The organism is Pseudomonas sp. So3.2b (genome assembly GCF_019464415.1).
GTDB classification, from domain to species: Bacteria; Pseudomonadota; Gammaproteobacteria; order Pseudomonadales; family Pseudomonadaceae; genus Aquipseudomonas; species Aquipseudomonas shahriarae.
This window is the reverse complement of the sequence record NZ_CP080494.1, coordinates 5672507-5693128: the sequence shown is the minus strand read 5'-3', so window position 1 is coordinate 5693128 and position 20622 is coordinate 5672507. Positions and strand designations below refer to the sequence as shown.

The 20622-nt window shown below is 59.3% G+C and carries 21 protein-coding genes and 1 pseudogene; 17 read left to right on the top strand and 5 right to left on the bottom strand.

The window, feature by feature from the left end; all coding sequences use genetic code 11:
• The 10 genes from rplO to bfr all read left to right on the top strand — a co-directional run bounded on the left by rplO (position 1) and on the right by bfr (position 7206).
• A complete protein-coding gene (gene rplO, locus K1X80_RS25695) occupies positions 1 to 438 on the top strand; it encodes a 50S ribosomal protein L15 (RefSeq protein ID WP_003176407.1) in 438 nt (145 codons plus the stop codon).
• Complete coding sequence (gene secY / locus K1X80_RS25690; protein ID WP_038443739.1) at positions 439 to 1767, top strand: preprotein translocase subunit SecY; 1329 nt, start codon at positions 439 to 441, stop codon at positions 1765 to 1767. It begins immediately after the preceding gene.
• A gap of 28 nt (positions 1768 to 1795) precedes the next feature.
• Positions 1796 to 1912, top strand: coding sequence for a 50S ribosomal protein L36 (gene rpmJ / locus K1X80_RS25685; RefSeq protein WP_002555468.1), 117 nt, complete (start codon positions 1796 to 1798; stop codon positions 1910 to 1912).
• A 129-nt stretch (positions 1913 to 2041) separates the two neighbouring features.
• Positions 2042 to 2398 (top strand): 30S ribosomal protein S13, encoded by a 357-nt coding sequence (gene rpsM, locus K1X80_RS25680; RefSeq protein WP_024077676.1) that lies wholly within the window; start codon positions 2042 to 2044, stop codon positions 2396 to 2398.
• Between the two features lie 30 nt (positions 2399 to 2428).
• On the top strand, positions 2429 to 2818 hold the full coding sequence (rpsK, locus tag K1X80_RS25675; protein ID WP_002555466.1) for a 30S ribosomal protein S11: 390 nt from the start codon (positions 2429 to 2431) through the stop codon (positions 2816 to 2818).
• A gap of 18 nt (positions 2819 to 2836) precedes the next feature.
• A complete protein-coding gene (gene rpsD / locus K1X80_RS25670) occupies positions 2837 to 3457 on the top strand; it encodes a 30S ribosomal protein S4 (protein WP_003210056.1) in 621 nt (206 codons plus the stop codon).
• A 22-nt stretch (positions 3458 to 3479) separates the two neighbouring features.
• A complete protein-coding gene (locus K1X80_RS25665; RefSeq protein WP_003176403.1) occupies positions 3480 to 4481 on the top strand; it encodes a DNA-directed RNA polymerase subunit alpha in 1002 nt (333 codons plus the stop codon).
• A gap of 41 nt (positions 4482 to 4522) precedes the next feature.
• The gene (rplQ, locus tag K1X80_RS25660; RefSeq protein ID WP_007918448.1) at positions 4523 to 4909 is read left to right on the top strand and encodes a 50S ribosomal protein L17; all 387 of its coding nucleotides are present in this window, start codon (positions 4523 to 4525) and stop codon (positions 4907 to 4909) included.
• A gap of 228 nt (positions 4910 to 5137) precedes the next feature.
• A complete protein-coding gene (locus K1X80_RS25655) occupies positions 5138 to 6586 on the top strand; it encodes a catalase (RefSeq protein WP_220172559.1) in 1449 nt (482 codons plus the stop codon).
• 155 nt (positions 6587 to 6741) lie between these two features.
• The gene (bfr, locus tag K1X80_RS25650) at positions 6742 to 7206 is read left to right on the top strand and encodes a bacterioferritin (protein ID WP_029299402.1); all 465 of its coding nucleotides are present in this window, start codon (positions 6742 to 6744) and stop codon (positions 7204 to 7206) included.
• 67 nt (positions 7207 to 7273) lie between these two features.
• Here the strand turns inward: bfr and uvrA are convergent, their stop codons facing one another.
• The gene (uvrA, locus tag K1X80_RS25645) at positions 7274 to 10108 is read right to left on the bottom strand and encodes an excinuclease ABC subunit UvrA (RefSeq protein ID WP_029299403.1); all 2835 of its coding nucleotides are present in this window, start codon (positions 10106 to 10108) and stop codon (positions 7274 to 7276) included.
• A gap of 180 nt (positions 10109 to 10288) precedes the next feature.
• Here uvrA and K1X80_RS25640 point away from each other — a divergent pair, with 180 nt between their 5' ends.
• From K1X80_RS25640 to tam, 3 genes are all read left to right on the top strand, one after another.
• Complete coding sequence (locus K1X80_RS25640) at positions 10289 to 11683, top strand: MFS transporter (RefSeq protein ID WP_198792002.1); 1395 nt, start codon at positions 10289 to 10291, stop codon at positions 11681 to 11683.
• 9 nt (positions 11684 to 11692) lie between these two features.
• A complete protein-coding gene (locus K1X80_RS25635; RefSeq protein WP_017849542.1) occupies positions 11693 to 12208 on the top strand; it encodes a single-stranded DNA-binding protein in 516 nt (171 codons plus the stop codon).
• 165 nt (positions 12209 to 12373) lie between these two features.
• The gene (gene tam / locus K1X80_RS25630; protein ID WP_057960762.1) at positions 12374 to 13135 is read left to right on the top strand and encodes a trans-aconitate 2-methyltransferase; all 762 of its coding nucleotides are present in this window, start codon (positions 12374 to 12376) and stop codon (positions 13133 to 13135) included.
• A 3-nt stretch (positions 13136 to 13138) separates the two neighbouring features.
• Here the strand turns inward: tam and K1X80_RS25625 are convergent, their stop codons facing one another.
• Positions 13139 to 13687 carry a cysteine hydrolase family protein gene (locus K1X80_RS25625; RefSeq protein WP_057960761.1) on the bottom strand — a complete coding sequence of 183 codons (549 nt, stop codon included), beginning with the start codon at positions 13685 to 13687 and terminating at the stop codon, positions 13139 to 13141.
• 96 nt (positions 13688 to 13783) lie between these two features.
• Here K1X80_RS25625 and K1X80_RS25620 point away from each other — a divergent pair, with 96 nt between their 5' ends.
• The 3 genes from K1X80_RS25620 to K1X80_RS25610 all read left to right on the top strand — a co-directional run bounded on the left by K1X80_RS25620 (position 13784) and on the right by K1X80_RS25610 (position 17114).
• Positions 13784 to 14767 (top strand): GlxA family transcriptional regulator, encoded by a 984-nt coding sequence (locus K1X80_RS25620; RefSeq protein ID WP_057960760.1) that lies wholly within the window; start codon positions 13784 to 13786, stop codon positions 14765 to 14767.
• A 495-nt stretch (positions 14768 to 15262) separates the two neighbouring features.
• Entirely contained in the window at positions 15263 to 16372 is a 1110-nt protein-coding gene (locus K1X80_RS25615) for a DUF3182 family protein (RefSeq protein WP_057960759.1), read from the top strand.
• The gene (locus K1X80_RS25610) at positions 16362 to 17114 is read left to right on the top strand and encodes a S9 family peptidase (RefSeq protein WP_057960758.1); all 753 of its coding nucleotides are present in this window, start codon (positions 16362 to 16364) and stop codon (positions 17112 to 17114) included. Before K1X80_RS25615 ends, K1X80_RS25610 begins: the two co-directional genes overlap by 11 nt.
• 9 nt (positions 17115 to 17123) lie before the next feature.
• Here the strand turns inward: K1X80_RS25610 and K1X80_RS25605 are convergent, their stop codons facing one another.
• The 3 genes from K1X80_RS25605 to K1X80_RS25595 are packed head-to-tail and all read right to left on the bottom strand — an operon-like array spanning position 17124 to position 20123.
• Positions 17124 to 18092, bottom strand: coding sequence for a lysylphosphatidylglycerol synthase domain-containing protein (locus K1X80_RS25605; protein ID WP_057960757.1), 969 nt, complete (start codon positions 18090 to 18092; stop codon positions 17124 to 17126).
• On the bottom strand, positions 18070 to 19347 hold the full coding sequence (gene clsB / locus K1X80_RS25600) for a cardiolipin synthase ClsB (RefSeq protein WP_057438958.1): 1278 nt from the start codon (positions 19345 to 19347) through the stop codon (positions 18070 to 18072). The genes K1X80_RS25605 and clsB overlap by 23 nt, the downstream gene beginning before the upstream one ends.
• A complete protein-coding gene (locus K1X80_RS25595) occupies positions 19344 to 20123 on the bottom strand; it encodes an endonuclease/exonuclease/phosphatase family protein (RefSeq protein ID WP_128593462.1) in 780 nt (259 codons plus the stop codon). Before K1X80_RS25595 ends, clsB begins: the two co-directional genes overlap by 4 nt.
• Positions 20124 to 20218: 95 nt before the next feature.
• On the opposite strand from K1X80_RS25595, the pseudogene K1X80_RS25590 reads away from it, so the two are divergent.
• Positions 20219 to 20620: pseudogene (locus tag K1X80_RS25590) on the top strand (mechanosensitive ion channel protein); the annotation flags it as partial.
• Positions 20621 to 20622: the final 2 nt, after the last annotated feature.

The following is a 20622-nucleotide window of genomic DNA, read 5'->3' as shown; positions in this document are numbered from 1 at the left end:
ATGAAACTCAATGATCTGAGTCCAGCGCCGGGTTCCCGTCGCGAAAAGCATCGTCCGGGCCGTGGTATCGGTAGCGGTTTGGGTAAGACTGGTGGCCGTGGCCACAAAGGTCAAACCTCCCGCTCCGGTGGCACCATCGCTCCAGGCTTTGAAGGCGGTCAACAGCCGCTGCATCGTCGCCTGCCGAAGTTCGGTTTCGTTTCCCTGAAGGCCATGGACCGCGCAGAAGTGCGTCTGTCCGAGCTGGCTAAAGTGGAAGGCGACATCGTTACCGTGCAGACCCTGAAAGATGCCAACGTGATCAACGTCAACGTACAGCGTGTGAAAATCATGCTGTCCGGTGAAGTGACTCGCGCTGTCACTATCGGCAAGGGAATCGGCGCCACCAAAGGTGCGCGTTCGGCTATCGAAGCAGCTGGCGGCAAGTTCGAGGAATAAATGGCTAAGCAAGGTGCTCTCTCAGCGCTCGGCAAAGGCGGTATGTCTGAACTTTGGGCTCGTCTGCGTTTTCTGTTCCTGGCGATTATCGTCTACCGAATAGGCGCACACATCCCGGTTCCAGGTATCAACCCGGACCGACTCGCAGACCTGTTTCGACAGAATGAGGGGACCATTCTTAGCTTGTTCAACATGTTTTCCGGCGGCGCGCTGGAGCGGATGAGCATCTTTGCACTGGGGATCATGCCGTACATTTCGGCATCGATCATCATGCAGTTGATGAGCGCCGTCAGCCCGCAGCTGGAGCAGTTGAAGAAGGAAGGTGAAGCTGGTCGTCGCAAGATAAGCCAGTACACCCGCTACCTCACTGTCGCTCTTGCTCTTGTCCAGGCTATTGGCATGTCCATTGGTCTGGCAGGGCAGGGCGTAGCGTTCACTGGTGACTTTGGCTTCCATTTCGTCGCGGTAACCACATTTGTGGCTGGTGCGATGTTCATGATGTGGCTGGGTGAGCAGATTACTGAGCGTGGTGTTGGCAACGGTATCTCGATGTTGATTTTCGCAGGTATCGTCGCCGGTCTTCCGAGGGCAATCGGGCAGTCTTTCGAGTCTGCACGTCAGGGTGATATCAATATCTTCGCCTTGGTTGCCATCGGTTTGCTGGCAGTAGCGATTATCGGTTTTGTGGTGTTCATTGAGCGTGGCCAGCGTCGTATTGCTGTTCACTACGCCAAGCGTCAGCAGGGCCGAAAGGTCTTCGCTGCGCAGACCAGCCACTTGCCGCTGAAAGTGAATATGGCCGGTGTTATTCCTGCTATCTTCGCGAGCAGCATTTTGCTGTTCCCGGCTTCGCTGGGTGCCTGGTTTGGTCAGTCTGAAGGTATGGGCTGGTTGCAGGACATCTCGCAGTCGATCGCTCCTGGTCAGCCGTTGAATATTCTGCTGTTTAGTGCAGGGATTATTTTCTTCTGCTTCTTCTATACGGCGTTGATGTTCAATCCGAAAGACGTAGCGGAAAACCTGAAGAAGTCCGGTGCCTTTATTCCGGGTATTCGTCCAGGCGAGCAGTCGGCGCGCTACATTGATGGCGTTCTGACCCGTTTGACCCTGTTCGGTGCTCTATATATGACGGCCGTGTGCTTGTTGCCCCAGTTCCTGGTGGTTGCAGCAAACGTTCCGTTCTACCTTGGCGGGACCTCGTTGCTGATCGTGGTCGTGGTTGTGATGGACTTCATGTCCCAAGTACAATCGCACCTCGTTTCGCACCAGTACGAATCCCTGATGAAGAAAGCCAACCTGAAGGGCTACGGCAGCGGCATGTTGCGCTGAGTACCCCATAAGGTTCGAGGAGTTGGTGATGAAAGTTCGTGCATCGGTGAAAAAGCTGTGCCGTAACTGCAAGATTATTCGCCGCGAAGGTGTTGTTCGAGTAATTTGCAGCGCGGAACCGCGTCACAAACAGCGCCAAGGCTGAGTGTGATCCGCTTGAAGCCCGGCAGCTAGTGCGCTGCCGGGTTGATTATTTGTTATTACAGCGATATTATCTCGCGCCCTATTTCTTGGCTTCCGGGGCGTAGGTAGCTGTCAATTGGAGTCCCACTGAATGGCCCGTATTGCAGGCGTTAACATTCCAGATAACAAGCACACTGTTATCTCGCTGACCTACATCTATGGTGTTGGTCGCACTACTGCGCAGAAAATTTGCGCAGTTGCTGGGGTAAACCCAGCCGCTAAGATCAAGGATCTGAGCGACGAGCAGATTGAATTGCTGCGTGGCGAAGTGGCGAAGTTCACCACTGAAGGTGACCTGCGTCGCGAAATCAACATGAAAATCAAGCGTTTGATGGACCTCGGTTGCTATCGCGGTCTGCGTCATCGTCGTGGTCTTCCAGTGCGCGGTCAGCGTACCAAGACTAACGCGCGTACCCGTAAAGGTCCGCGTAAGCCGATCCGCAAGTAATCGCCCCAGCGAATCGACAGGAAAATTATCATGGCAAAACCTGCTGCTCGTCCTCGTAAAAAAGTTAAAAAGACAGTGGTTGATGGCATCGCCCACATCCATGCATCTTTTAACAACACCATCGTGACCATCACCGACCGTCAAGGTAACGCGCTTTCTTGGGCTACCTCCGGTGGTTCGGGTTTCCGCGGTTCCCGCAAGTCCACCCCGTTTGCTGCTCAAGTAGCTGCTGAACGTGCTGGTCAAGCTGCGCTGGAATATGGCCTGAAAAACCTCGACGTTAACGTCAAGGGTCCAGGTCCAGGTCGTGAGTCTGCTGTCCGTGCTTTGAACGGCTGTGGCTATAAGATCGCCAGCATCACCGACGTGACGCCAATCCCGCACAACGGGTGCCGTCCGCCGAAGAAGCGCCGCGTGTAATCCAGGAGATTGTAAAGAATGGCTCGTTACATTGGTCCAAAATGCAAACTCGCTCGTCGCGAAGGCACCGATCTCTTCCTGAAGAGCGGCGTGCGCGCGATCGAATCGAAGTGCAACATTGAAGCAGCACCTGGTATCCACGGCCAACGCCGCGGTCGCCAGTCCGATTACGGCACCCAACTGCGTGAAAAGCAGAAGGTCCGTCGTATCTACGGCGTTCTCGAGCGTCAGTTCAGCGGCTACTACAAAGAAGCTGCTGGCAAGAAAGGTGCAACCGGTGAAAACCTGCTGCAACTGCTCGAATGCCGTCTGGACAACGTTGTATACCGTATGGGCTTTGGTTCGACTCGTGCCGAATCCCGTCAGCTGGTATCGCACAAATCCGTCAGCGTAAACGGCCAAACCGTTAACGTTCCGTCCTACCAGGTTCGTGCTGGTGACGTGGTCGCGATTCGCGAGAAAGCAAAAAACCAACTTCGCATTGTCCAAGCTCTCGATCTGTGTGCCCAACGTGGCCGCGTAGAATGGGTAGAAGTAGACACTGAGAAGAAGTCGGGCGTTTTCAAGAACGTTCCTGCTCGCAGTGATCTGTCCGCCGACATCAACGAAAGCCTGATTGTCGAGCTCTACTCCAAGTAAGGGCTAGAAAATAGGTGCATCCATGCAGATTTCGGTAAATGAGTTCCTGACACCCCGCCACATTGATGTGCAGGTTGTCAGTCCAACCCGCGCCAAGATCACTCTCGAGCCTCTCGAGCGTGGTTTTGGCCACACCCTGGGCAACGCGCTGCGCCGCATCCTGTTGTCCTCAATGCCCGGCTGTGCAGTAGTCGAGGCCGAGATTGACGGTGTGCTCCACGAGTACAGCGCCATCGAAGGTGTACAGGAAGACGTAATTGAAATCCTGTTGAACCTTAAAGGTCTGGCTATCAAGCTGCACGGCCGTGACGAAGTTACGCTGACCTTGTCGAAGAAGGGTTCGGGGGTGGTTACCGCTGCCGATATTCAGCTGGATCATGATGTCGAGATCGTTAACCCCGATCACGTAATCGCTAACCTGGCGTCTAACGGCGCTTTGAACATGAAGCTCACCGTAGCTCGTGGTCGTGGTTATGAACCGGCCGACTCGCGTCAGAGCGATGAAGACGAAAGCCGCAGCATTGGTCGCTTGCAGCTTGACTCTTCGTTCAGCCCGGTTCGCCGTATCGCATACGTGGTGGAAAACGCCCGTGTCGAGCAGCGTACTAACCTGGACAAGCTGGTTATTGATCTGGAAACCAACGGTACTCTGGATCCTGAAGAGGCTATTCGCCGCGCTGCAACCATTCTGCAACAGCAGTTGGCTGCGTTCGTCGACCTCAAAGGTGACAGCGAACCAGTGGTAATCGAGCAGGAAGACGAGATCGATCCGATCCTGCTTCGCCCGGTTGACGATCTGGAACTGACTGTACGTTCGGCTAACTGCCTTAAGGCGGAAAACATTTACTACATCGGTGACCTGATTCAGCGTACCGAAGTAGAACTGTTGAAGACTCCGAACCTGGGCAAGAAATCCTTGACTGAAATCAAGGACGTTCTGGCCTCCCGCGGTCTGTCCCTCGGCATGCGCCTCGACAACTGGCCGCCTGCAAGTCTTAAGAAGGACGACAAGGCGACTGCCTGATCGTCGTAATCACCGAACGTGAGTTTGGTAAGGAATGAACCATGCGTCATCGTAAAAGTGGTCGTCACCTGAGCCGTACCAGCTCGCACCGCAAGGCCATGTTTCAAAACATGGCGGTGTCGCTGTTCGAGCACGAGCTGATTAAAACTACACTGCCGAAAGCCAAAGAACTGCGTCGCGTTGCTGAGCCGCTGATCACTTTGGCCAAGACAGACAGCCTGGCTAACCGCCGTCTGGCTTTCGACCGTACTCGTTCGAAAGCTATCGTTGGTAAGCTCTTCAACGACCTGGGCAAGCGTTATGCTACCCGTGAGGGTGGCTACCTGCGCATCCTCAAGTGCGGTTTCCGCACTGGCGACAACGCGCCTATGGCGTACGTCGAGTTGGTTGATCGTGCTACTGCTGGCGAAGCTGTATCCGCCGAGTAAGACGACAGTCTGCTACGAAAAACCGGGCCTAGTGCCCGGTTTTTTGTGGGCGATTGAAAAGCAACGTGATGTTCACTCATTGCCCTTTGGCTATGCGAGTCGATTGGGTGTTAGTAAAAATCTATTGAGTGGCATGATTTAATACATTTGAAGGTGTCATCTTCCTGGTCAATACTGCCTCCAAGCCGATTAGCCGGCAGTTCCAAGACTGACCTGAGGAGATTGAGCATGAGCCAGAATAAAACCCTTACAACCGCCAGCGGTTCTCCCGTTGCGGATAACCAGAATTCCCGTTCCGCCGGCCCGCGTGGCCCGTTGTTGCTCGACGACTTTCACCTGATCGAGAAGCTTGCCCACTTCAACCGTGAAAACATCCCAGAGCGCCGCGTACACGCCAAAGGCTCGGGAGCGTATGGGACCTTCACGGTTACCAAAGACATCACCCAATACACCAATGCCAAACTGTTTGAAGCTGTCGGTAAGCAGACTCCGACCTTTCTGCGCTTCTCTACCGTAGGTGGTGAACGCGGCTCGGCAGACACCGAGCGCGACCCACGTGGCTTCGCGCTGAAGTTCTACACCGAAGAAGGCAACTGGGACATCGTTGGTAACAACACCCCGGTGTTCTTTATCCGTGACCCGCTGAAGTTCCCCGACTTTATCCACACTCAAAAGCGCCTGCCGCAAAGCAACCTGAAAAGTGCACAGATGATGTGGGACTTCTGGTCGCACTCGCCTGAGGCGCTGCACCAGGTCACCATCCTGTTTTCGGACCGTGGCATCCCTGACGGCTACCGTCATATGCATGGCTTTGGTAGCCACACCTACAGCTTGATCAACGCCAATGGCGAGCGTCATTGGGTGAAGTGGCACTACAAGACCAAGCAAGGCATCAAGAACCTGGCGCCTGCCGATGCAGCGCGTCTGGCTGGTACCGATCCGGATTACGCCCAGCGCGATCTGTTTGGGGCCATTGAGCGTGGTGACTTCCCTAAATGGCGTGTGTGCATCCAGATCATGACTGAGGCCCAGGCCAACGCTCACTACGAGAACCCCTTCGACGTAACCAAAACCTGGTCGCAGAAAGAGTTCCCGTTGATTGAAGTGGGTGAGCTGGAGTTGAACCGCAACCCGCAGAACTACTTCGCCGAAGTGGAGCAGGCCGCGTTCGGCCCAAGCAACATGGTGCCAGGCGTCGGTTTGTCGCCGGATCGCATGCTGCAGGGCCGTGTATTCGCTTACGCCGATGCGCACCGCTACCGTATCGGCACTAACCATCAGCACCTGCCAGTGAATGCTCCACGCAGTCCGGTCAACACCTATCAGCGTGACGGGTCCATGGCGTTCGGCACCAACGGAGGTGCGGCTCCCAACTACGAGCCAAACAGTTACGCCGATGCGCCAAAACAGGCACCGCAGTACGCAGAACCAGCCTTGGCGCTCAGTGGTGCGGCCGATCGTTACGACCACCGCGAAGACACTGATTACTACAGCCATGCCGGTGCGCTGTTCCGCCTGATGAACGCTGAGCAAAAAGCGCTGTTGATTAACAACATCGCCGGCGCGATGGCCGGGGTTTCCAGTGATGTGGTTCAGCGTCAACTGCAGCACTTCTTCAAAGCTGATCCAGCTTATGGAGAAGGAATCGCAACAGCGCTGGGTGTATCGCTTAACTGACTCTAAGTGATAAGCAGAACCGCCCTCATTTGGGCGGTTTTTGCGTTATTTCAGCTACTTTTCTCTGAAAATCTTCACTTTTCTGCCGTTCGTCTCGTGACCTGCAGGTCAGCATGGTTCAAACTAGGGCCTTTCAAGCAGGGAGATGTAGGGCGATGCAAGGTCACCCCGACGTAATCGATTACCTCAACACGTTGCTGACGGGCGAACTGGCAGCTCGTGACCAATATTTCATTCACTCGCGGATGTACGAAGACTGGGGCTTTACCGAGCTCTACGAGCGTATCAATCACGAAATGGAAGAAGAGGCACAGCACGCCGACGCGCTGATGCGCCGTATCCTGATGCTCGAAGGCACGCCGCGTATGCGTCCTGATGACCTGGATACCGGTACCACCGTGCCTGAGATGCTCGCCAGCGACTTGCGCCTGGAATACAAAGTCCGCGCTGCGCTGTGCAAAGGCATTGAGCTTTGCGAGAAGCACAACGACTACGTGACCCGGGAAATCCTGCGCGTACAGTTGAACGACACTGAAGAAGATCACACCTACTGGCTGGAAAAGCAGCTGGGTCTGATCAAGTTGATCGGTCTGGAAAACTACCTGCAATCGCAGTTCTGATTTCGCCGGCATAAAAAAGCCCCTGTCACCATAGCGGTGACAGGGGCTTTTTGTTGGGCCCGAAAACTCAGGCCCGGTCGCGCGCCAGCAACGGCTTCAGATAGTAGCCAGTGTGGGACTGCGGCATCTCGGAAACCTGCTCCGGCGTACCCACCGCAATAATCTGCCCACCCTTGGAGCCGCCTTCCGGCCCAAGGTCCACGAGCCAGTCGGCCGTCTTGATTACATCCAGGTTGTGCTCGATCACGACTACCGTGTTGCCGTGGTCGCGCAGGCGGTGCAGTACGTCGAGCAACTGCTGAATATCCGCAAAGTGCAAGCCGGTGGTCGGCTCATCGAGGATATACAAGGTCTTGCCGGTATCGCGCTTGGACAGCTCGCGAGACAGCTTCACCCGCTGCGCCTCACCACCGGACAGCGTAGTCGCCGACTGCCCTAGTTTGATATACGACAAGCCCACGTCCATCAGGGTCTGGAGTTTGCGTGCCAGGGCCGGCACTGCGTCAAAGAACACCCGCGCCTCCTCGATGGTCATCTCGAGGGTTTCATGGATGTTCTTGCCCTTGTACTTGATCTCCAGGGTTTCGCGGTTGTAACGCTTGCTCTTGCACACATCGCACGGCACGTAGATGTCCGGGAGGAAGTGCATCTCGACCTTGATCAGGCCATCGCCCTGGCACGCCTCGCAGCGCCCGCCCTTGACGTTGAAGGAGAAGCGCCCTGGCCCATAACCCCGCGAGCGGGACTCCGGCACACCGGCGAACAGTTCGCGAATCGGCGTGAACAGCCCGGTATAGGTTGCAGGGTTGGAGCGGGGCGTGCGACCGATCGGGCTCTGGTCGATATCCACCACTTTATCCAGCAGCTCCAGGCCCTTGATGCTGTCATGGGCGGCAGCTTCCAGGGTGGTGGCACCGTTCAGTGCCGTGGCACTGAGGGGGAACAGCGTGTTGTTGATCAGCGTCGACTTGCCAGAGCCGGATACACCGGTCACGCAGGTCAGCAGGCCCAGGGGGATTTCCAGGTCGACATTGCGCAGGTTGTTGCCGCGCGCGCCCTTGAGGTGCAGCGCTTGTTTTTTGTTGCGTGGCGTACGTTTGGCCGGCACTTCGATTTTTACCCGGCCAGACAGGTATTTCCCTGTCAATGAGTCCGGATGGGCCATGACTTCCGCGGGAGTGCCCTGGGCCACAATATGGCCGCCATGCACGCCGGCACCAGGGCCGATATCGACCACATAGTCCGCCAGGCGAATGGCATCCTCATCGTGTTCGACCACGATCACCGTGTTGCCGATGTCCCGCAGGTGCTTGAGCGTGCCCAGCAGACGATCGTTGTCACGCTGGTGCAGGCCGATGGACGGCTCGTCGAGAATGTACAGCACGCCCACCAGGCCGGCGCCGATCTGGCTGGCCAGGCGTATACGCTGTGCCTCGCCGCCAGACAGGGTGTCGGCACTGCGATCCAGGGACAGGTAATCCAACCCCACATTGACCAGGAACTGCAGACGCTCGCGAATTTCCTTGAGGATCTTGTCGGCAATTTCGCCGCGTCGCCCGGTCAGCTTCAATACGCCGAAGTATTCGCAGGCATCGCCGATGGGCAGGTTGGTCACGGCCGGCAGGGTTTTCTCGCCGACCCAGACGTGGCGGGCCTCGCGACGCAAACGGGTGCCGCGGCAATCCGGGCAGGGCTGGGTGCTGAGGAACTTGGCCAGCTCCTCGCGCACACTGGCCGACTCGGTTTCCCGGTAGCGCCGTTCCAGGTTAGGCACGATGCCTTCGAACGGGTGGGAGCGCTTGACGATGTCGCCACGATCATTCAGGTACTTGAAGTCGACGTTCTGCGAGCCGCTGCCGTGCAGGATGACTTTTTGCTGCTCGGCCGGCAGCTCGTTGAAAGGCACTTCCAGACTGAATTTATAGTGGGCAGCCAACGACCCGAGCATCTGGAAGTAGTACACATTGCGCCGGTCCCAACCACGTATCGCGCCCTCCGCCAGCGTCAGGTCGCCATTGACCAGGCGCTTGATATCGAAGAACTGCTTGACCCCCAGCCCATCACAGGTCGGGCAGGCGCCAGCCGGGTTGTTGAAGGAGAACAGCTTGGGTTCCAGCTCACTGATGGCGTGGCCGCAGATCGGGCAGGCGAAGCGCGCGGAGAAGATGATTTCTTCGCCCGGCTCGTCGTCCATCGGCGCCACCAGGGCAATACCGTCTGCCAGCTTCAGTGCGGTCTCGAACGACTCCGCCAGGCGTTGCTGCAGATCGGCACGCACCTTGAAACGGTCGACCACCACATCAATGGTGTGCTTCTTCTGTTTATCCAGCTTCGGCGCTTCATCCAGCTCATACAGCTTGCCGTTGATCCGGGCGCGGACAAAGCCCTGGGCGCGCAACTCTTCGAAGACCGACAGGTGCTCGCCCTTGCGCTCACGAATCACCGGCGCCAGCAGCATCAGCTTGGCGCCTTCCGGCTGGGCCAGCACCAGGTCGACCATCTGGCTGACGGTCTGGGCTTCCAGCGGGATATCGTGATCCGGGCAGCGCGGAATACCGACGCGTGCATACAACAAGCGCAGGTAATCGTAGATTTCGGTAATGGTGCCCACGGTGGAGCGTGGGTTGTGGGAGGTCGACTTCTGTTCGATGGAAATGGCTGGCGACAGGCCTTCGATGGTGTCGACATCAGGCTTTTCCATCATCGACAGGAACTGCCGGGCATAGGCCGACAGCGACTCCACATAACGACGCTGGCCTTCGGCATACAGCGTGTCGAACGCCAGCGATGATTTGCCGGACCCGGACAAGCCGGTGATGACAATCAGTTTGTCCCGGGGCAGGGTCAGGTCGATGTTCTTCAGGTTGTGGGTTCTAGCCCCACGAATCAGGATCTTGTCCAAGATGGCCTCGCACGGCGGGCGTATAAATAATGCAGGAGTATACGGTTAAAGACTGGATGAATATACACTGTCAGTTTGCCCATTTCAGCCTTACATGAAAGCTGCGCGGCAAAGCGCCGCATATACCCTCTCAAACGATGGGACTGGTAGAATCGCCGCCGGTTCACACGAGGTTTTTCCATGCACGATCCCCACAGCGAACGCATGAGTAGCGGCGAGACCCGAGCAGCAAGCGGTCTGGCCCTGGTGTTCGCCTTCCGTATGCTGGGCATGTTTATGGTGTTGCCGGTACTGGCGACCTATGGCATGGACCTCGCAGGCGCGACCCCGGCCCTGATCGGCCTGGCGATTGGCGCCTATGGCCTGACCCAGGCGATTTTCCAGATTCCGTTCGGGATCATTTCCGACCGCATTGGCCGTCGACCGGTGATCTACCTGGGGCTGATCATCTTTGCCCTGGGCAGTGTGCTGGCGGCCAATGCCGATTCGATCTGGGGCGTGATCGCCGGACGTATCCTGCAGGGCGCCGGGGCGATTTCTGCGGCGGTGATGGCGCTGCTGTCGGACCTGACCCGCGAACAACATCGCACCAAGGCCATGGCCATGATCGGCATGACCATCGGCCTGTCGTTTGCCGTGGCCATGGTGGTGGGCCCCTTGCTGACCCGCGCCTTTGGCTTGCACGGCCTGTTCCTGGCCACTGGCGGCATGGCCCTGTTGGGTATCGTGATCGTGGCCTTTATGGTGCCGCGCTCCACCGGGCCGCTGCAGCACCGTGAATCGGGCGTGGCGAAGCAGGCGCTGCTACCGACCCTCAAGCACCCGGATCTGCTGCGCCTGGATTTAGGTATCTTCGTATTGCACGCGATGTTGATGTGCAGCTTCGTCGCCTTGCCCCTGGCGCTGGTGGAAAAGGCCGGGTTGCCCAAGGAGGAGCACTGGTGGGTGTACCTGACCGCATTGCTGATTTCGTTCTTCGCCATGATCCCGTTCATCATCTATGGCGAGAAGAAACGCAAAATGAAACGAGTTTTGCTCGGCGCCGTCGCGACATTGATGCTCACTGAACTATTCTTCTGGCAGTTCGGCGACAGCCTACGGGCACTGGTAGTCGGCACGGTGGTGTTTTTCACCGCGTTCAACCTGCTGGAGGCGTCACTGCCTTCGCTGATCAGTAAAGTGTCACCGGCAGGCGGCAAAGGCACGGCAATGGGGGTGTATTCCACCAGCCAGTTCCTCGGTTCGGCGCTGGGCGGCATCATGGGCGGCTGGATGTTCCAGCATGGCGGTTTGTCGGTTGTGTTCCTCGGATGCGCCGGGCTGGCTGCACTTTGGCTGGTCTTTGCTGTTACCATGCGCGAACCTCCCTACGTCACAAGTCTGCGTTTGCCGCTATCGCCCGAGGCGATCCGTGAAAGCGGTCTGGTAGAACGCCTGAAGGCCGTCGTAGGGGTAACAGATGCAGTCGTGGTCGCGGAAGAAGCGGCCATTTACATCAAATTGGACACCGAACTATTGGATCGCGCGACGCTCGAGCAACTGGTCAACCCAGTGCCGACAGCGCGCCCAGCCTAGGAGAACGTTATGGCCCGTGGGGTTAACAAAGTCATATTGGTCGGTACATGCGGCCAGGATCCCGAAGTTCGCTACTTGCCTAACGGTAACGCCGTGACCAACCTGAGTCTGGCGACCAGCGAACAGTGGACCGACAAGCAGACCGGCCAGAAGGTCGAGAAAACCGAATGGCACCGTGTGTCGATGTTCGGCAAGGTTGCAGAGATCGCCGGTGAATACCTGCGCAAGGGTTCGCAGGTCTACATCGAAGGCAAACTGCAGACCCGCGAGTGGGAAAAAGACGGCATCAAGCGTTACACCACAGAAATCGTGGTCGACATGCAAGGCACCATGCAATTGCTGGGCGGCCGTCCACAGGGCGACCAACAGGGCCAGGGCGGCATGTCCAACTCGGCACCGCGTCCACAGCAGTCCCGTCCGCAGCCAAGCCAGCAGCCACAGCGTGAGTCGCGTCCAGCGCCACAGCAGGCGGCACCACAGCCAGCCGCTGACTTCGACAGTTTTGATGACGATATTCCGTTCTAAGGCCACCTTGGCCCGGACTATCCCGTAACACCAGGAACCCCCGCTGGCATTTGCCTCGGGGGTTTCTTGTTTTTAGGTAGGGAAACTCCCCGGCTCTGGCATTTGTCCCTAAGCGTCACAAGATTTAGGCTGTAGCGCACTCCCTTACCCAAGAAGGAAGCCCCGATGACCTGGTCTGCCCAGCAGTATTCGATGTTTGAACAACAGCGCACCCGTCCCGTCCGGGATCTGGTCGCCGCCATTCCCGCAGGCGACGTACGAACTGCAGTCGACCTGGGGTGTGGCCCCGGCAACTCCACCGAGGTGTTGGCCCAGCGTTTCCCCCAGGCGACGATTACTGGCTTGGACAGCTCGCAGGACATGCTGGTCAGCGCCCGTGAGCGGTTGCCGGCACTCAACTTTGAATTGGCCGATATCGGCGCCTGGAAGCCTGCGCGACAGTTTGATGTGATCCTCGCCAACGCCTCGCTGCAGTGGGTACCGGACCACGCCACCCTCTATCCGCACCTGGTGGCGCAATTGACGCCGGGCGGGACGCTGGCGGTGCAAACCCCGGACAACCTCAACGAGCCCGCCCACCGCCTGGCCCGTGAAGTGGCAGCGCAAGGGCCGTGGGCGGACAAGATCGGTGCGGTCAAGCACAACGAGCGCCACGGGGCACGTGATTACTACGAGATGCTGAACAAGCATTGCAGCACCGTCGATGTATGGCACACCACCTATTACCATCCGCTGAGCGGCCATGAGGCGGTGGTGGAATGGTTCAAGGGCACGGGCCTGCGGCCATTTCTGGCGCCGCTGGATGAGGCCGAGCAAGGTGCTTTTCTCGACGTCTATCTGGCGCGTATCCGCGAGGCTTACCCGGCCCTGGCCGATGGCACGGTGTTGCTGCCATTTCCACGGCTGTTCGTCCTCGCGACACGCTGACAGTCAGGCCTTCAGGAACTCGTCCGCCGACACCACGCTGGCGTAGGCAAAGGCCAGTGACGCCATGTAGGCATCATGCACCTGCGCCGCCGGAACGGTCTTGCCATTGAATTCCTGATCGCGGGTAGCACAGGCGTCGTGGATCACCGTCACGTTGTAGCCATAGTCCGCCGCTGCGCGAACCACGGCGTCGATGCACATGTGGCTCATGCTGCCGACGACCACCAGGTCGGTGATGCTGTGTCGTTCGAGTAATTCGCGCAGGTTGGTTTGGCGAAAAGCATTTACAAAGTGCTTGAGCACCACCGGCTCGTCGTTTTCGTTCTGCACCTTGGCATGTATATGGGCGCCTTCAGAGCCCGGGGTGAAGAAGGGCGCATCTGCCGAGGTGAACTCATGGCGCACGTGGATCACTGCATCGCCGGCCTGACGAAATGCGTGGAGCACTTGTTGCGCCTTGTCGGCCGCCGCTTCCACACCGGCTAATGGCCACTTGCCTTGGGGGAAGTAGTCGTTCTGGATATCAATTAGGATAAGTGCTTGCTTGGCCATGTGTGTTTTCTCGTGAGGGGTTGATGCGCCCAGTATCGTAGCTGGCGCATGGCGCGGGGATTGGCTCTACCGACAATAACAGGGGGAAAACTGACAATGGCTGTGGAACGCGCGATCGTCGAGCTCGGCGTGCTGATCTACCGTGGCGCGCAGATGGCGGCAGTACACGGTTTGACCGACCTGTTCGGCGTCGCCAATCGTATCGCCGCCGAGCATCAGAGCCAGCAGCTACCCTTGCTGCGTGTCAGCCACTGGCAGGTTAATGCAGAGGGTACGCCGGTTCGGGCATTTGACAGCCAGCCGGGCCCCGATCAACCGTTGATGGCCGTGCTGGTGCCGCCGTCGATTGGCGAATTTTGCGAAGAACAGGCGCCGCCCGCGCTGTTGCACTGGCTGCGTCAGCAACATGCGGCCGGCACCGTGCTGGGAGGTGTGTGCATCGGTTCGATCATGCTGGCGCGCAGCGGCTTGCTCGATGGGCGTAGCGCCACTGCCCACTGGTCTTCGGCCAGCGCCTTCGCCAGTCGTTTTCCTGCGGTGCGCCTGGAGGCCGATAAGCCTATCGTCGATGATGGCGACCTGATTACCACTGCCGGGCTGATGGCCTGGTCCGAGCTGGGCCTGCGCCTGGTCGACCGCCTCATGGGTCCGAGCATCGCCGCCGACACCGCGCGCTTTCTGGTGATTGAGCACAGTGACAGCGCCAGCCAGTGCGGCAGCAATTTTGCGCCGATCCTCGGCCATGGCGACGCAGCCATTCTCAAGGTCCAGCACGCGTTACAGGCCAGTGGCGCGGTGGATGTCTCCCTCGCGGCGATGGCCCAGGCCGCCGGCCTGGAAGAGCGCACCTTCCTGCGCCGGTTTCGCACTGCCACCGGCCTGAAACCCACCGAGTACTGTCAGCACCTGCGGGTGGGCAAGGCGCGACAGATGCTGGAGTTCACCACTACCACCATTGATCAGATTGCCTGGACCGTGGGCTATCAGGACCCCAGCGCCTTTCGCGGGATCTTCAAAAAAATCACCGGCCTTGCGCCCAGTGATTACCGCAACCGATTCGGCGTCAGGGCCCCGACCTGAATCCCGAACACGCCAACCCCCTATGTGCGAGCGGGCTTGCCCTAATGCCGATCAGTTAAGCGAACGCAATGCTCAAAGCAGTGAGGATCAAATGTGGGAGCGGGCTTGTCGGATCGCCGCATCGCCGCGAAGACGTCGGCCCAGCCAACATTGATGTTGACTGACCCACTGCTTTCGCGAGCAAGCCCGCTCCCACAGGGGATCTGCGCTTAACTGACTGGCATTAGGGCTTGCCCGCGATAGCGGTGGATCAGTCAGAGCGGTACTCACTGATAGACCGCTATCGCGGACAAGCCCATATTTTTAATCGCCCCGCGCCCTGGATCGTGCAGAACGCCGGACCCTCCTCGGCCCGTCGTGCAGAATGATGCAGGCCAAATGCTACTGCTTGCCCCCTAACCACTTGATCCGCCAACCCTTTGCCCCGACTGCGCCTTGGCCTGATCCCTGCAACCCTTGCACTACACACCTGCAAGCCTTGCCCAAGGGGGACGCATGACCCCGACCAACCGCAAAAAAGCCGTGGTGGCGCACTCGGTCCGGCCCGATGCACCGTTGCACGAAGTGGAAACCAACCGCGCCCTGGCCCGTTGGCTGGCGCAGATCCTCGGGCTCGACTACGGCGTCAGCTACAGCGCCGACCTGCATTCCCCCGCCGATCTTTACCTGCTGCCAACCCAGACCCTGATAGGCGCGGCCCAGGCACTGAGCCTGGGCGTGAAGGGGCCGGAGGACTTGTGGGGCGGTTATGTGGACCACGATTTTATCTGCACCAAAGCCATCACCCATGGCCTGCACGCCCCTGATGCAGTGGCCCCCGAGGGCTGGTCGCCGCTGTTTGCCGAGCGGGTACGCGGGGTGGTCCTCGATGGCTTGAGCGTGTTTGCCATGGAGGATGCCCGCATCGCCGCCACACAGTTGCTGGACAGTGGGCCGATTCGCCTGAAGCCGGTGCATGCCTGTGCCGGTCGTGGTCAGGAGGTGATCGAAAGCCTCAAGCAATTGGAGCTGATCCTCGCCCGCCCGGACATGCCAGAGCTGTTCACTCAAGGCGTAGTACTGGAGCAGGATTTACAGGAGGTCGTCACCCACAGTGTCGGCCAGAGCTTTATTGGCGGTCGTGTATTCAGTTACTGCGGCGAGCAATACCTGACCCAGGACGGGCAGGGCGAAGCGGTCTATGGCGGCTCCAACCTGCTGGTGGTACCGGGGTATTACGACGCGTTGCTGGCCCTGGCGCTGGAGGATGACGTGCGCCTGGCCATCGAGCAGGCACAAGTGTTCGATAACGCCGCCGATGAAGCCTATCCTGGGTTTTATGCCTCGCGGCGCAATTACGATATCGCCCAGGGCCTGGACAGCCAAGGCACGCGCCGCAGCGGGGTGCTGGAGCAGTCCTGGCGCATGGGCGGTGCCAGTAGCGCCGAGGTCGCGGCGCTGCAGAGTTTTATCAATGATCCCGGCCTGCGCGCGATTCGTGTGTCGTCCGTCGAAACCTATATCGACCAGCCACTGCCCGCCCATGCGATCGAGATCTATCGCGGCCCGGCAGAGCACGGCGACTTTCTTCTCAAGTACGTAACGGTCCAACCTTATGACGGCTAGAAGCGAAACCATCACCATTGATATCGACGACGAACAGATGAGCGGGACCTTCCTCAGCCCCAAATCAAAAGTGCCGGGTGTGTTGTTTGTGCATGGCTGGGGCGGTAGCCAGGAACGGGACCTGGAACGGGCCAAAGGTATCGCCGGCCTGGGCTGCGTGTGCCTGACCTTTGATCTGCGCGGGCACGCGGGCAACGGCATCCCCTTGTCGCGGGTCACCCGCGAAGACAACCTGCGGGACTTGCTGGCGGCCTATGATCGATTGCTGGCGCACCCGGCCATCGACACCTCGGCGGTGGCGGTGGTGGGCACCAGTTATGGCGGTTACCTGGCGGCGATCCTCACGTCATTGCGCCCGGTGCGCTGGCTGGCGCTGCGGGTACCGGCGCTGTACCGCGACCAGGAATGGCACACGCCCAAGCGCGACCTGGATAAAGTCGACTTGATGGATTACCGCAGCACCCTGGTACACGCCCAGAGCAATCGCGCATTGCATGCGTGTGCGGCGTTTACCGGTGATGTGTTGATTGTCGAATCGGAAACCGATGACCACGTGCCCCACGCCACCATCATGAGCTACCGGGCTGCGTGCCAGCAGACCCATTCGCTGACCCACCGGATCATCGACGGTGGCGATCACTCCTTGAGCGACCCGGTGTCCCAACAGGCCTACACCTCGATCCTGGTGGACTGGATCACCGAGATGGTGGTGGGCGAGCGCTTGAGCATCATCCAATCCTGATGACGGGTTTCACGCGGGTGTTTTCTTCACCCGCAAGGCCTTGGCCTTCGCCTCCACCGTGAGGTACATCAGCAGCGCTACCAGCAGTGGCAAAATAAAATAGATCGCCCGGTAAGCAATCAATCCGGCGAGCAGGCTGCCCCGTGACGCTTCATGTTGCAGCAGCGCGATAAACACCGCTTCCAGCACGCCAAGGCCGGCCGGAATATGCGTCAGCACCCCGGCGATCGCGCTGATCAGCAACACCCCCAGCACCAGCGGGTAGTCCAGCTTCGCCGGCAGCAAGGTGAAAATCACGGCCGCCATCAGCGACCAGTTCAACGCGCCGAGCGCCAGTTGCAGACACGCCATGCGCAGCGACGGCAGGTTGATCTCGATCCCGCGAATCGACCAGGCGCGCTTCTTCGAGAACTGACACGCAGCCAGATAGCCGAGGCTCGCAACGATCAGCAACACGCCAACCCCTTGCAGCGCGCCACTACTGAGCTTCCAGCCCGGCGGCATCGTCACCAGGCCGCTGCTGAACACCACGCCGGCCAGGGCCATATAGCCAAACCAATTGGTGGCCAGGCTCAAGCCGAGGATTTTTGCGATATTGCCGTTGCTCACCCCCAGCCGCGAATACAGCCGATAGCGCATGGCAATCCCGCCGACCCAGGCGCTGAGGTTGAGGTTGAACGCATAGCTGATGATGCCTACCGGCAGGATCTGCTTCCAGCGCAAGGGTTGGCGGATGTAGGTGCGGCCGATCAGGTCAAAGCACGCATACACCAGGAAACTGCACAGGGTCAGCCCGGCGGCGATCCACAAGGTGCGCAGCTTGAAGTCGCCGAGGGTGTCGAACACCTCGCTCCAGTCGATACGCCGGGCGAGCAGGGTGAAGAGCACGATCAGCAGCAGAAAGAACGCGATGGTCAGCGGTTTCTTCCAGCGCTTGAAACCGCGGGGGCTGGCATCAGCCGTGTGGGCTTGGCTCATGGTCCTGGCTCCGGTCATGGACAAAGGGTTTCAAGCGCGGTTTATGGGCAGGCAACCAGCCGGTCCAGGCCGGGAAATGCCGCAGCACATGGAACACCACAAACCCCACGGTCACCCGCCATAACCAGCCGCGTGGGGTACGGTTTTCCGGCATGGTCTTGCAGTGGTTGCGGCTCAAGTCTTCCAGGCGCTCGAACAACTGTTGATTGAACCCCCGGTCATGAATCAGCACGTTGGCTTCCAGGTTCAACGACAGGCTCAACGGGTCGAGGTTGCTCGAGCCCACGGTGCTCCAGGCTTCGTCCACCAGGGCCACCTTGCCGTGCAACGGGCGCTGGCAATATTCGTGGATCACCACGCCTTCCTTGAGCAGGTAGTCGTAGAGCATGCGAGCCGCCAGCTTGGCCAGCAGTACATCGGGCTGGCCCTGCATGATCAGTTGCACCTGCACCCCACGCCGCGCGGCATTGCGCAGTTCGCGCAGCAGACGATAACCGGGAAAGAAATAGGCATTGGCGATCACCACGCGCTGGCGGGCGTGGCGCAGGGCGTGCAGGTAGGCTTCTTCGATATCGGAGCGGTGTTGCAGGTTGTCGCGGTAGATCAGGCGTACCAGGCCATCACCTTCTTCTGTAGCCCAGGCAGGCCGTTGCTGACGTCGCCAGCCACGCCGCGTACGCACCGGGCGCCCGCTTTGTGCCAGGGCAAAATGATGCAGGTCGGCCACAGCCGGCCCGATCACTTGCACCGCATAATCCTGCTTGGCCTCGGGCCCGAAGTCCGCCAGGTGGTCGGCGGAAAAATTGATCCCGCCGATAAACCCCACCGTGGCATCTACCACCACGATCTTGCGGTGCAAGCGGCGAAACCAGTTGGTGCGAAACCCCAGGGTCTTGGGCGCCGGGTCAAACATCTGCACCGTGACCCCGGCCTGGGCCAATTCGCCGAGAAACCCCGGGCTCAGTTCGCCACAGCCAAAGCCATCAAGGCTGACCACCACCTTCACCCCGCGCTGTGCGGCCTCGATCAGAATCCCGTGCAGTTCATGACCGACCTTGTCCTCGAACAGAATAAAGGTCTCCAGGAGGATTTCCTGGCGAGCCTGGCGCAGGGCCTCGAACACCTTGGGGAAGTACGCCTCACCGTTTTCCAGCAACTCCACCTGGTTGCCGGGCTGCCAGGCGTAGTCCAGATCCCTGGCCCTGGTGTCATCTGGTGGCTGATCGGTGGCGATGTGTTCCACGGCGCCGTTCATAACTCAATCTCCACCGACAGCGGCGCGTGATCCGACAGGTGGGACCAGGGGCGAGTTGTCAGCACTTGCGGCTGATGGACCTTGAGGTTGCGCACATAAATGCGGTCCAGTGCCAGCAGTGGCAGGCGCGCCGGAAACGTACGGGCCGGTTTGCCGTGGGCTTGCACGAACACTTCTTGCAGGCCGCTGTGGCTCAGGTCGGCCTGCTGGCGCCAGTCATTGAAGTCGCCGGCGACGATCAACGGTGCTTCGCCGGGGATCTCGGCGATCCGCTGCGCCAGCAGTTTCAACTGCTGTTGGCGGTGAACCTCGCGCAGCCCCAGGTGCACGCAAATGGCATGCACCTCCCGGCCGGTGCCGGGCAGGCGCAACACACAATGCAACAGCCCGCGGCTTTCGTGACCGCTCTGGGAGATGTCGAGGTTGTCATAGCGAATGATCTGGAATTTCGACAGCAATGCATTGCCGTGGTCGCCATGGGGGTACACCGCGTTGCGCCCGTAGGCGAACTGCGGCCAGATACTGTCGGCGAGAAACTCGTACTGCGGCATGCTCGGCCAGTTGCTGTAGCGGCGCGGGTGGTGCTCATGGGTGCCATGCACCTCCTGCAGGAACACCACATCGGCAGCCACGCCGCGCACCGCCTCGCGCAATTCCGGCAGGATGAAGCGTCGATTGAGGGCAGTGAAGCCCTTGTGAGTATTGACCGTCAGCACCTTGAAGCGGGTGATGGCAGCGCTGGGCGTGACAGGCACCCATTCTGGAATCACAGCCATGGTGGCTCCCGTGGGTTGGCGGGGCAGTGGCCTCCGTTCGTTAATGGCTGACTGTGGTGTTCGAAGGAAAGTTTCGACGGTCCTACAAACGGCACATCCATGGCCTGACCATCCGCACCCTGCACCTGCGCGACGGCAAGGGCTTTTTGCATTCGGTGCAGTTCACCTATGACCCCGACGGGGACGGGGCCGTGGCGTTGATCCGCGAAGCCGGGCAGTCGATTCGCGACGATGTGTTCCTCAAGTACAACCTGCAAGGCCCGCTGGAAGTGTTTGGGGTCGATAAGATGGACCTCAATGGCGTGGTCCTGACGGCGCAGTTCCGTGCGGTGTCTGGTGGGCAGTACGCGGTCAGTCGCGCTTTCAACCAGCGTCTGAAAAAGCTTGTGGATAACTGCCCCGCAGTACACTTCGCGCAAACTTATCCACAGCCGGTGCTTTTGCCGCAGCGTGTGGCGCAGATTGAGGAGGAGGGCGCGCTGCCCAAAGCCACTTAGTA

Bases quoted from the DNA above. Each gene is read 5' to 3' on its own strand.
- rplO (WP_003176407.1), top strand. From the start codon at position 1: ATGAAACTCAATGATCTGAGTCCAGCGCCGGGTTCCCGTCGCGAAAAG.
- secY (WP_038443739.1), top strand. From the start codon at position 439: ATGGCTAAGCAAGGTGCTCTCTCAGCGCTCGGCAAAGGCGGTATGTCT.
- rpmJ (WP_002555468.1), top strand. From the start codon at position 1,796: ATGAAAGTTCGTGCATCGGTGAAAAAGCTGTGCCGTAACTGCAAGATT.
- rpsM (WP_024077676.1), top strand. From the start codon at position 2,042: ATGGCCCGTATTGCAGGCGTTAACATTCCAGATAACAAGCACACTGTT.
- rpsK (WP_002555466.1), top strand. From the start codon at position 2,429: ATGGCAAAACCTGCTGCTCGTCCTCGTAAAAAAGTTAAAAAGACAGTG.
- rpsD (WP_003210056.1), top strand. From the start codon at position 2,837: ATGGCTCGTTACATTGGTCCAAAATGCAAACTCGCTCGTCGCGAAGGC.
- K1X80_RS25665 (WP_003176403.1), top strand. From the start codon at position 3,480: ATGCAGATTTCGGTAAATGAGTTCCTGACACCCCGCCACATTGATGTG.
- rplQ (WP_007918448.1), top strand. From the start codon at position 4,523: ATGCGTCATCGTAAAAGTGGTCGTCACCTGAGCCGTACCAGCTCGCAC.
- K1X80_RS25655 (WP_220172559.1), top strand. From the start codon at position 5,138: ATGAGCCAGAATAAAACCCTTACAACCGCCAGCGGTTCTCCCGTTGCG.
- bfr (WP_029299402.1), top strand. From the start codon at position 6,742: ATGCAAGGTCACCCCGACGTAATCGATTACCTCAACACGTTGCTGACG.
- K1X80_RS25640 (WP_198792002.1), top strand. From the start codon at position 10,289: ATGCACGATCCCCACAGCGAACGCATGAGTAGCGGCGAGACCCGAGCA.
- K1X80_RS25635 (WP_017849542.1), top strand. From the start codon at position 11,693: ATGGCCCGTGGGGTTAACAAAGTCATATTGGTCGGTACATGCGGCCAG.
- tam (WP_057960762.1), top strand. From the start codon at position 12,374: ATGACCTGGTCTGCCCAGCAGTATTCGATGTTTGAACAACAGCGCACC.
- K1X80_RS25625 (WP_057960761.1), bottom strand. From the start codon at position 13,687: ATGGCCAAGCAAGCACTTATCCTAATTGATATCCAGAACGACTACTTC.
- K1X80_RS25620 (WP_057960760.1), top strand. From the start codon at position 13,784: ATGGCTGTGGAACGCGCGATCGTCGAGCTCGGCGTGCTGATCTACCGT.
- K1X80_RS25615 (WP_057960759.1), top strand. From the start codon at position 15,263: ATGACCCCGACCAACCGCAAAAAAGCCGTGGTGGCGCACTCGGTCCGG.
- K1X80_RS25610 (WP_057960758.1), top strand. From the start codon at position 16,362: ATGACGGCTAGAAGCGAAACCATCACCATTGATATCGACGACGAACAG.
- K1X80_RS25605 (WP_057960757.1), bottom strand. From the start codon at position 18,092: ATGAGCCAAGCCCACACGGCTGATGCCAGCCCCCGCGGTTTCAAGCGC.
- clsB (WP_057438958.1), bottom strand. From the start codon at position 19,347: ATGAACGGCGCCGTGGAACACATCGCCACCGATCAGCCACCAGATGAC.
- K1X80_RS25595 (WP_128593462.1), bottom strand. From the start codon at position 20,123: ATGGCTGTGATTCCAGAATGGGTGCCTGTCACGCCCAGCGCTGCCATC.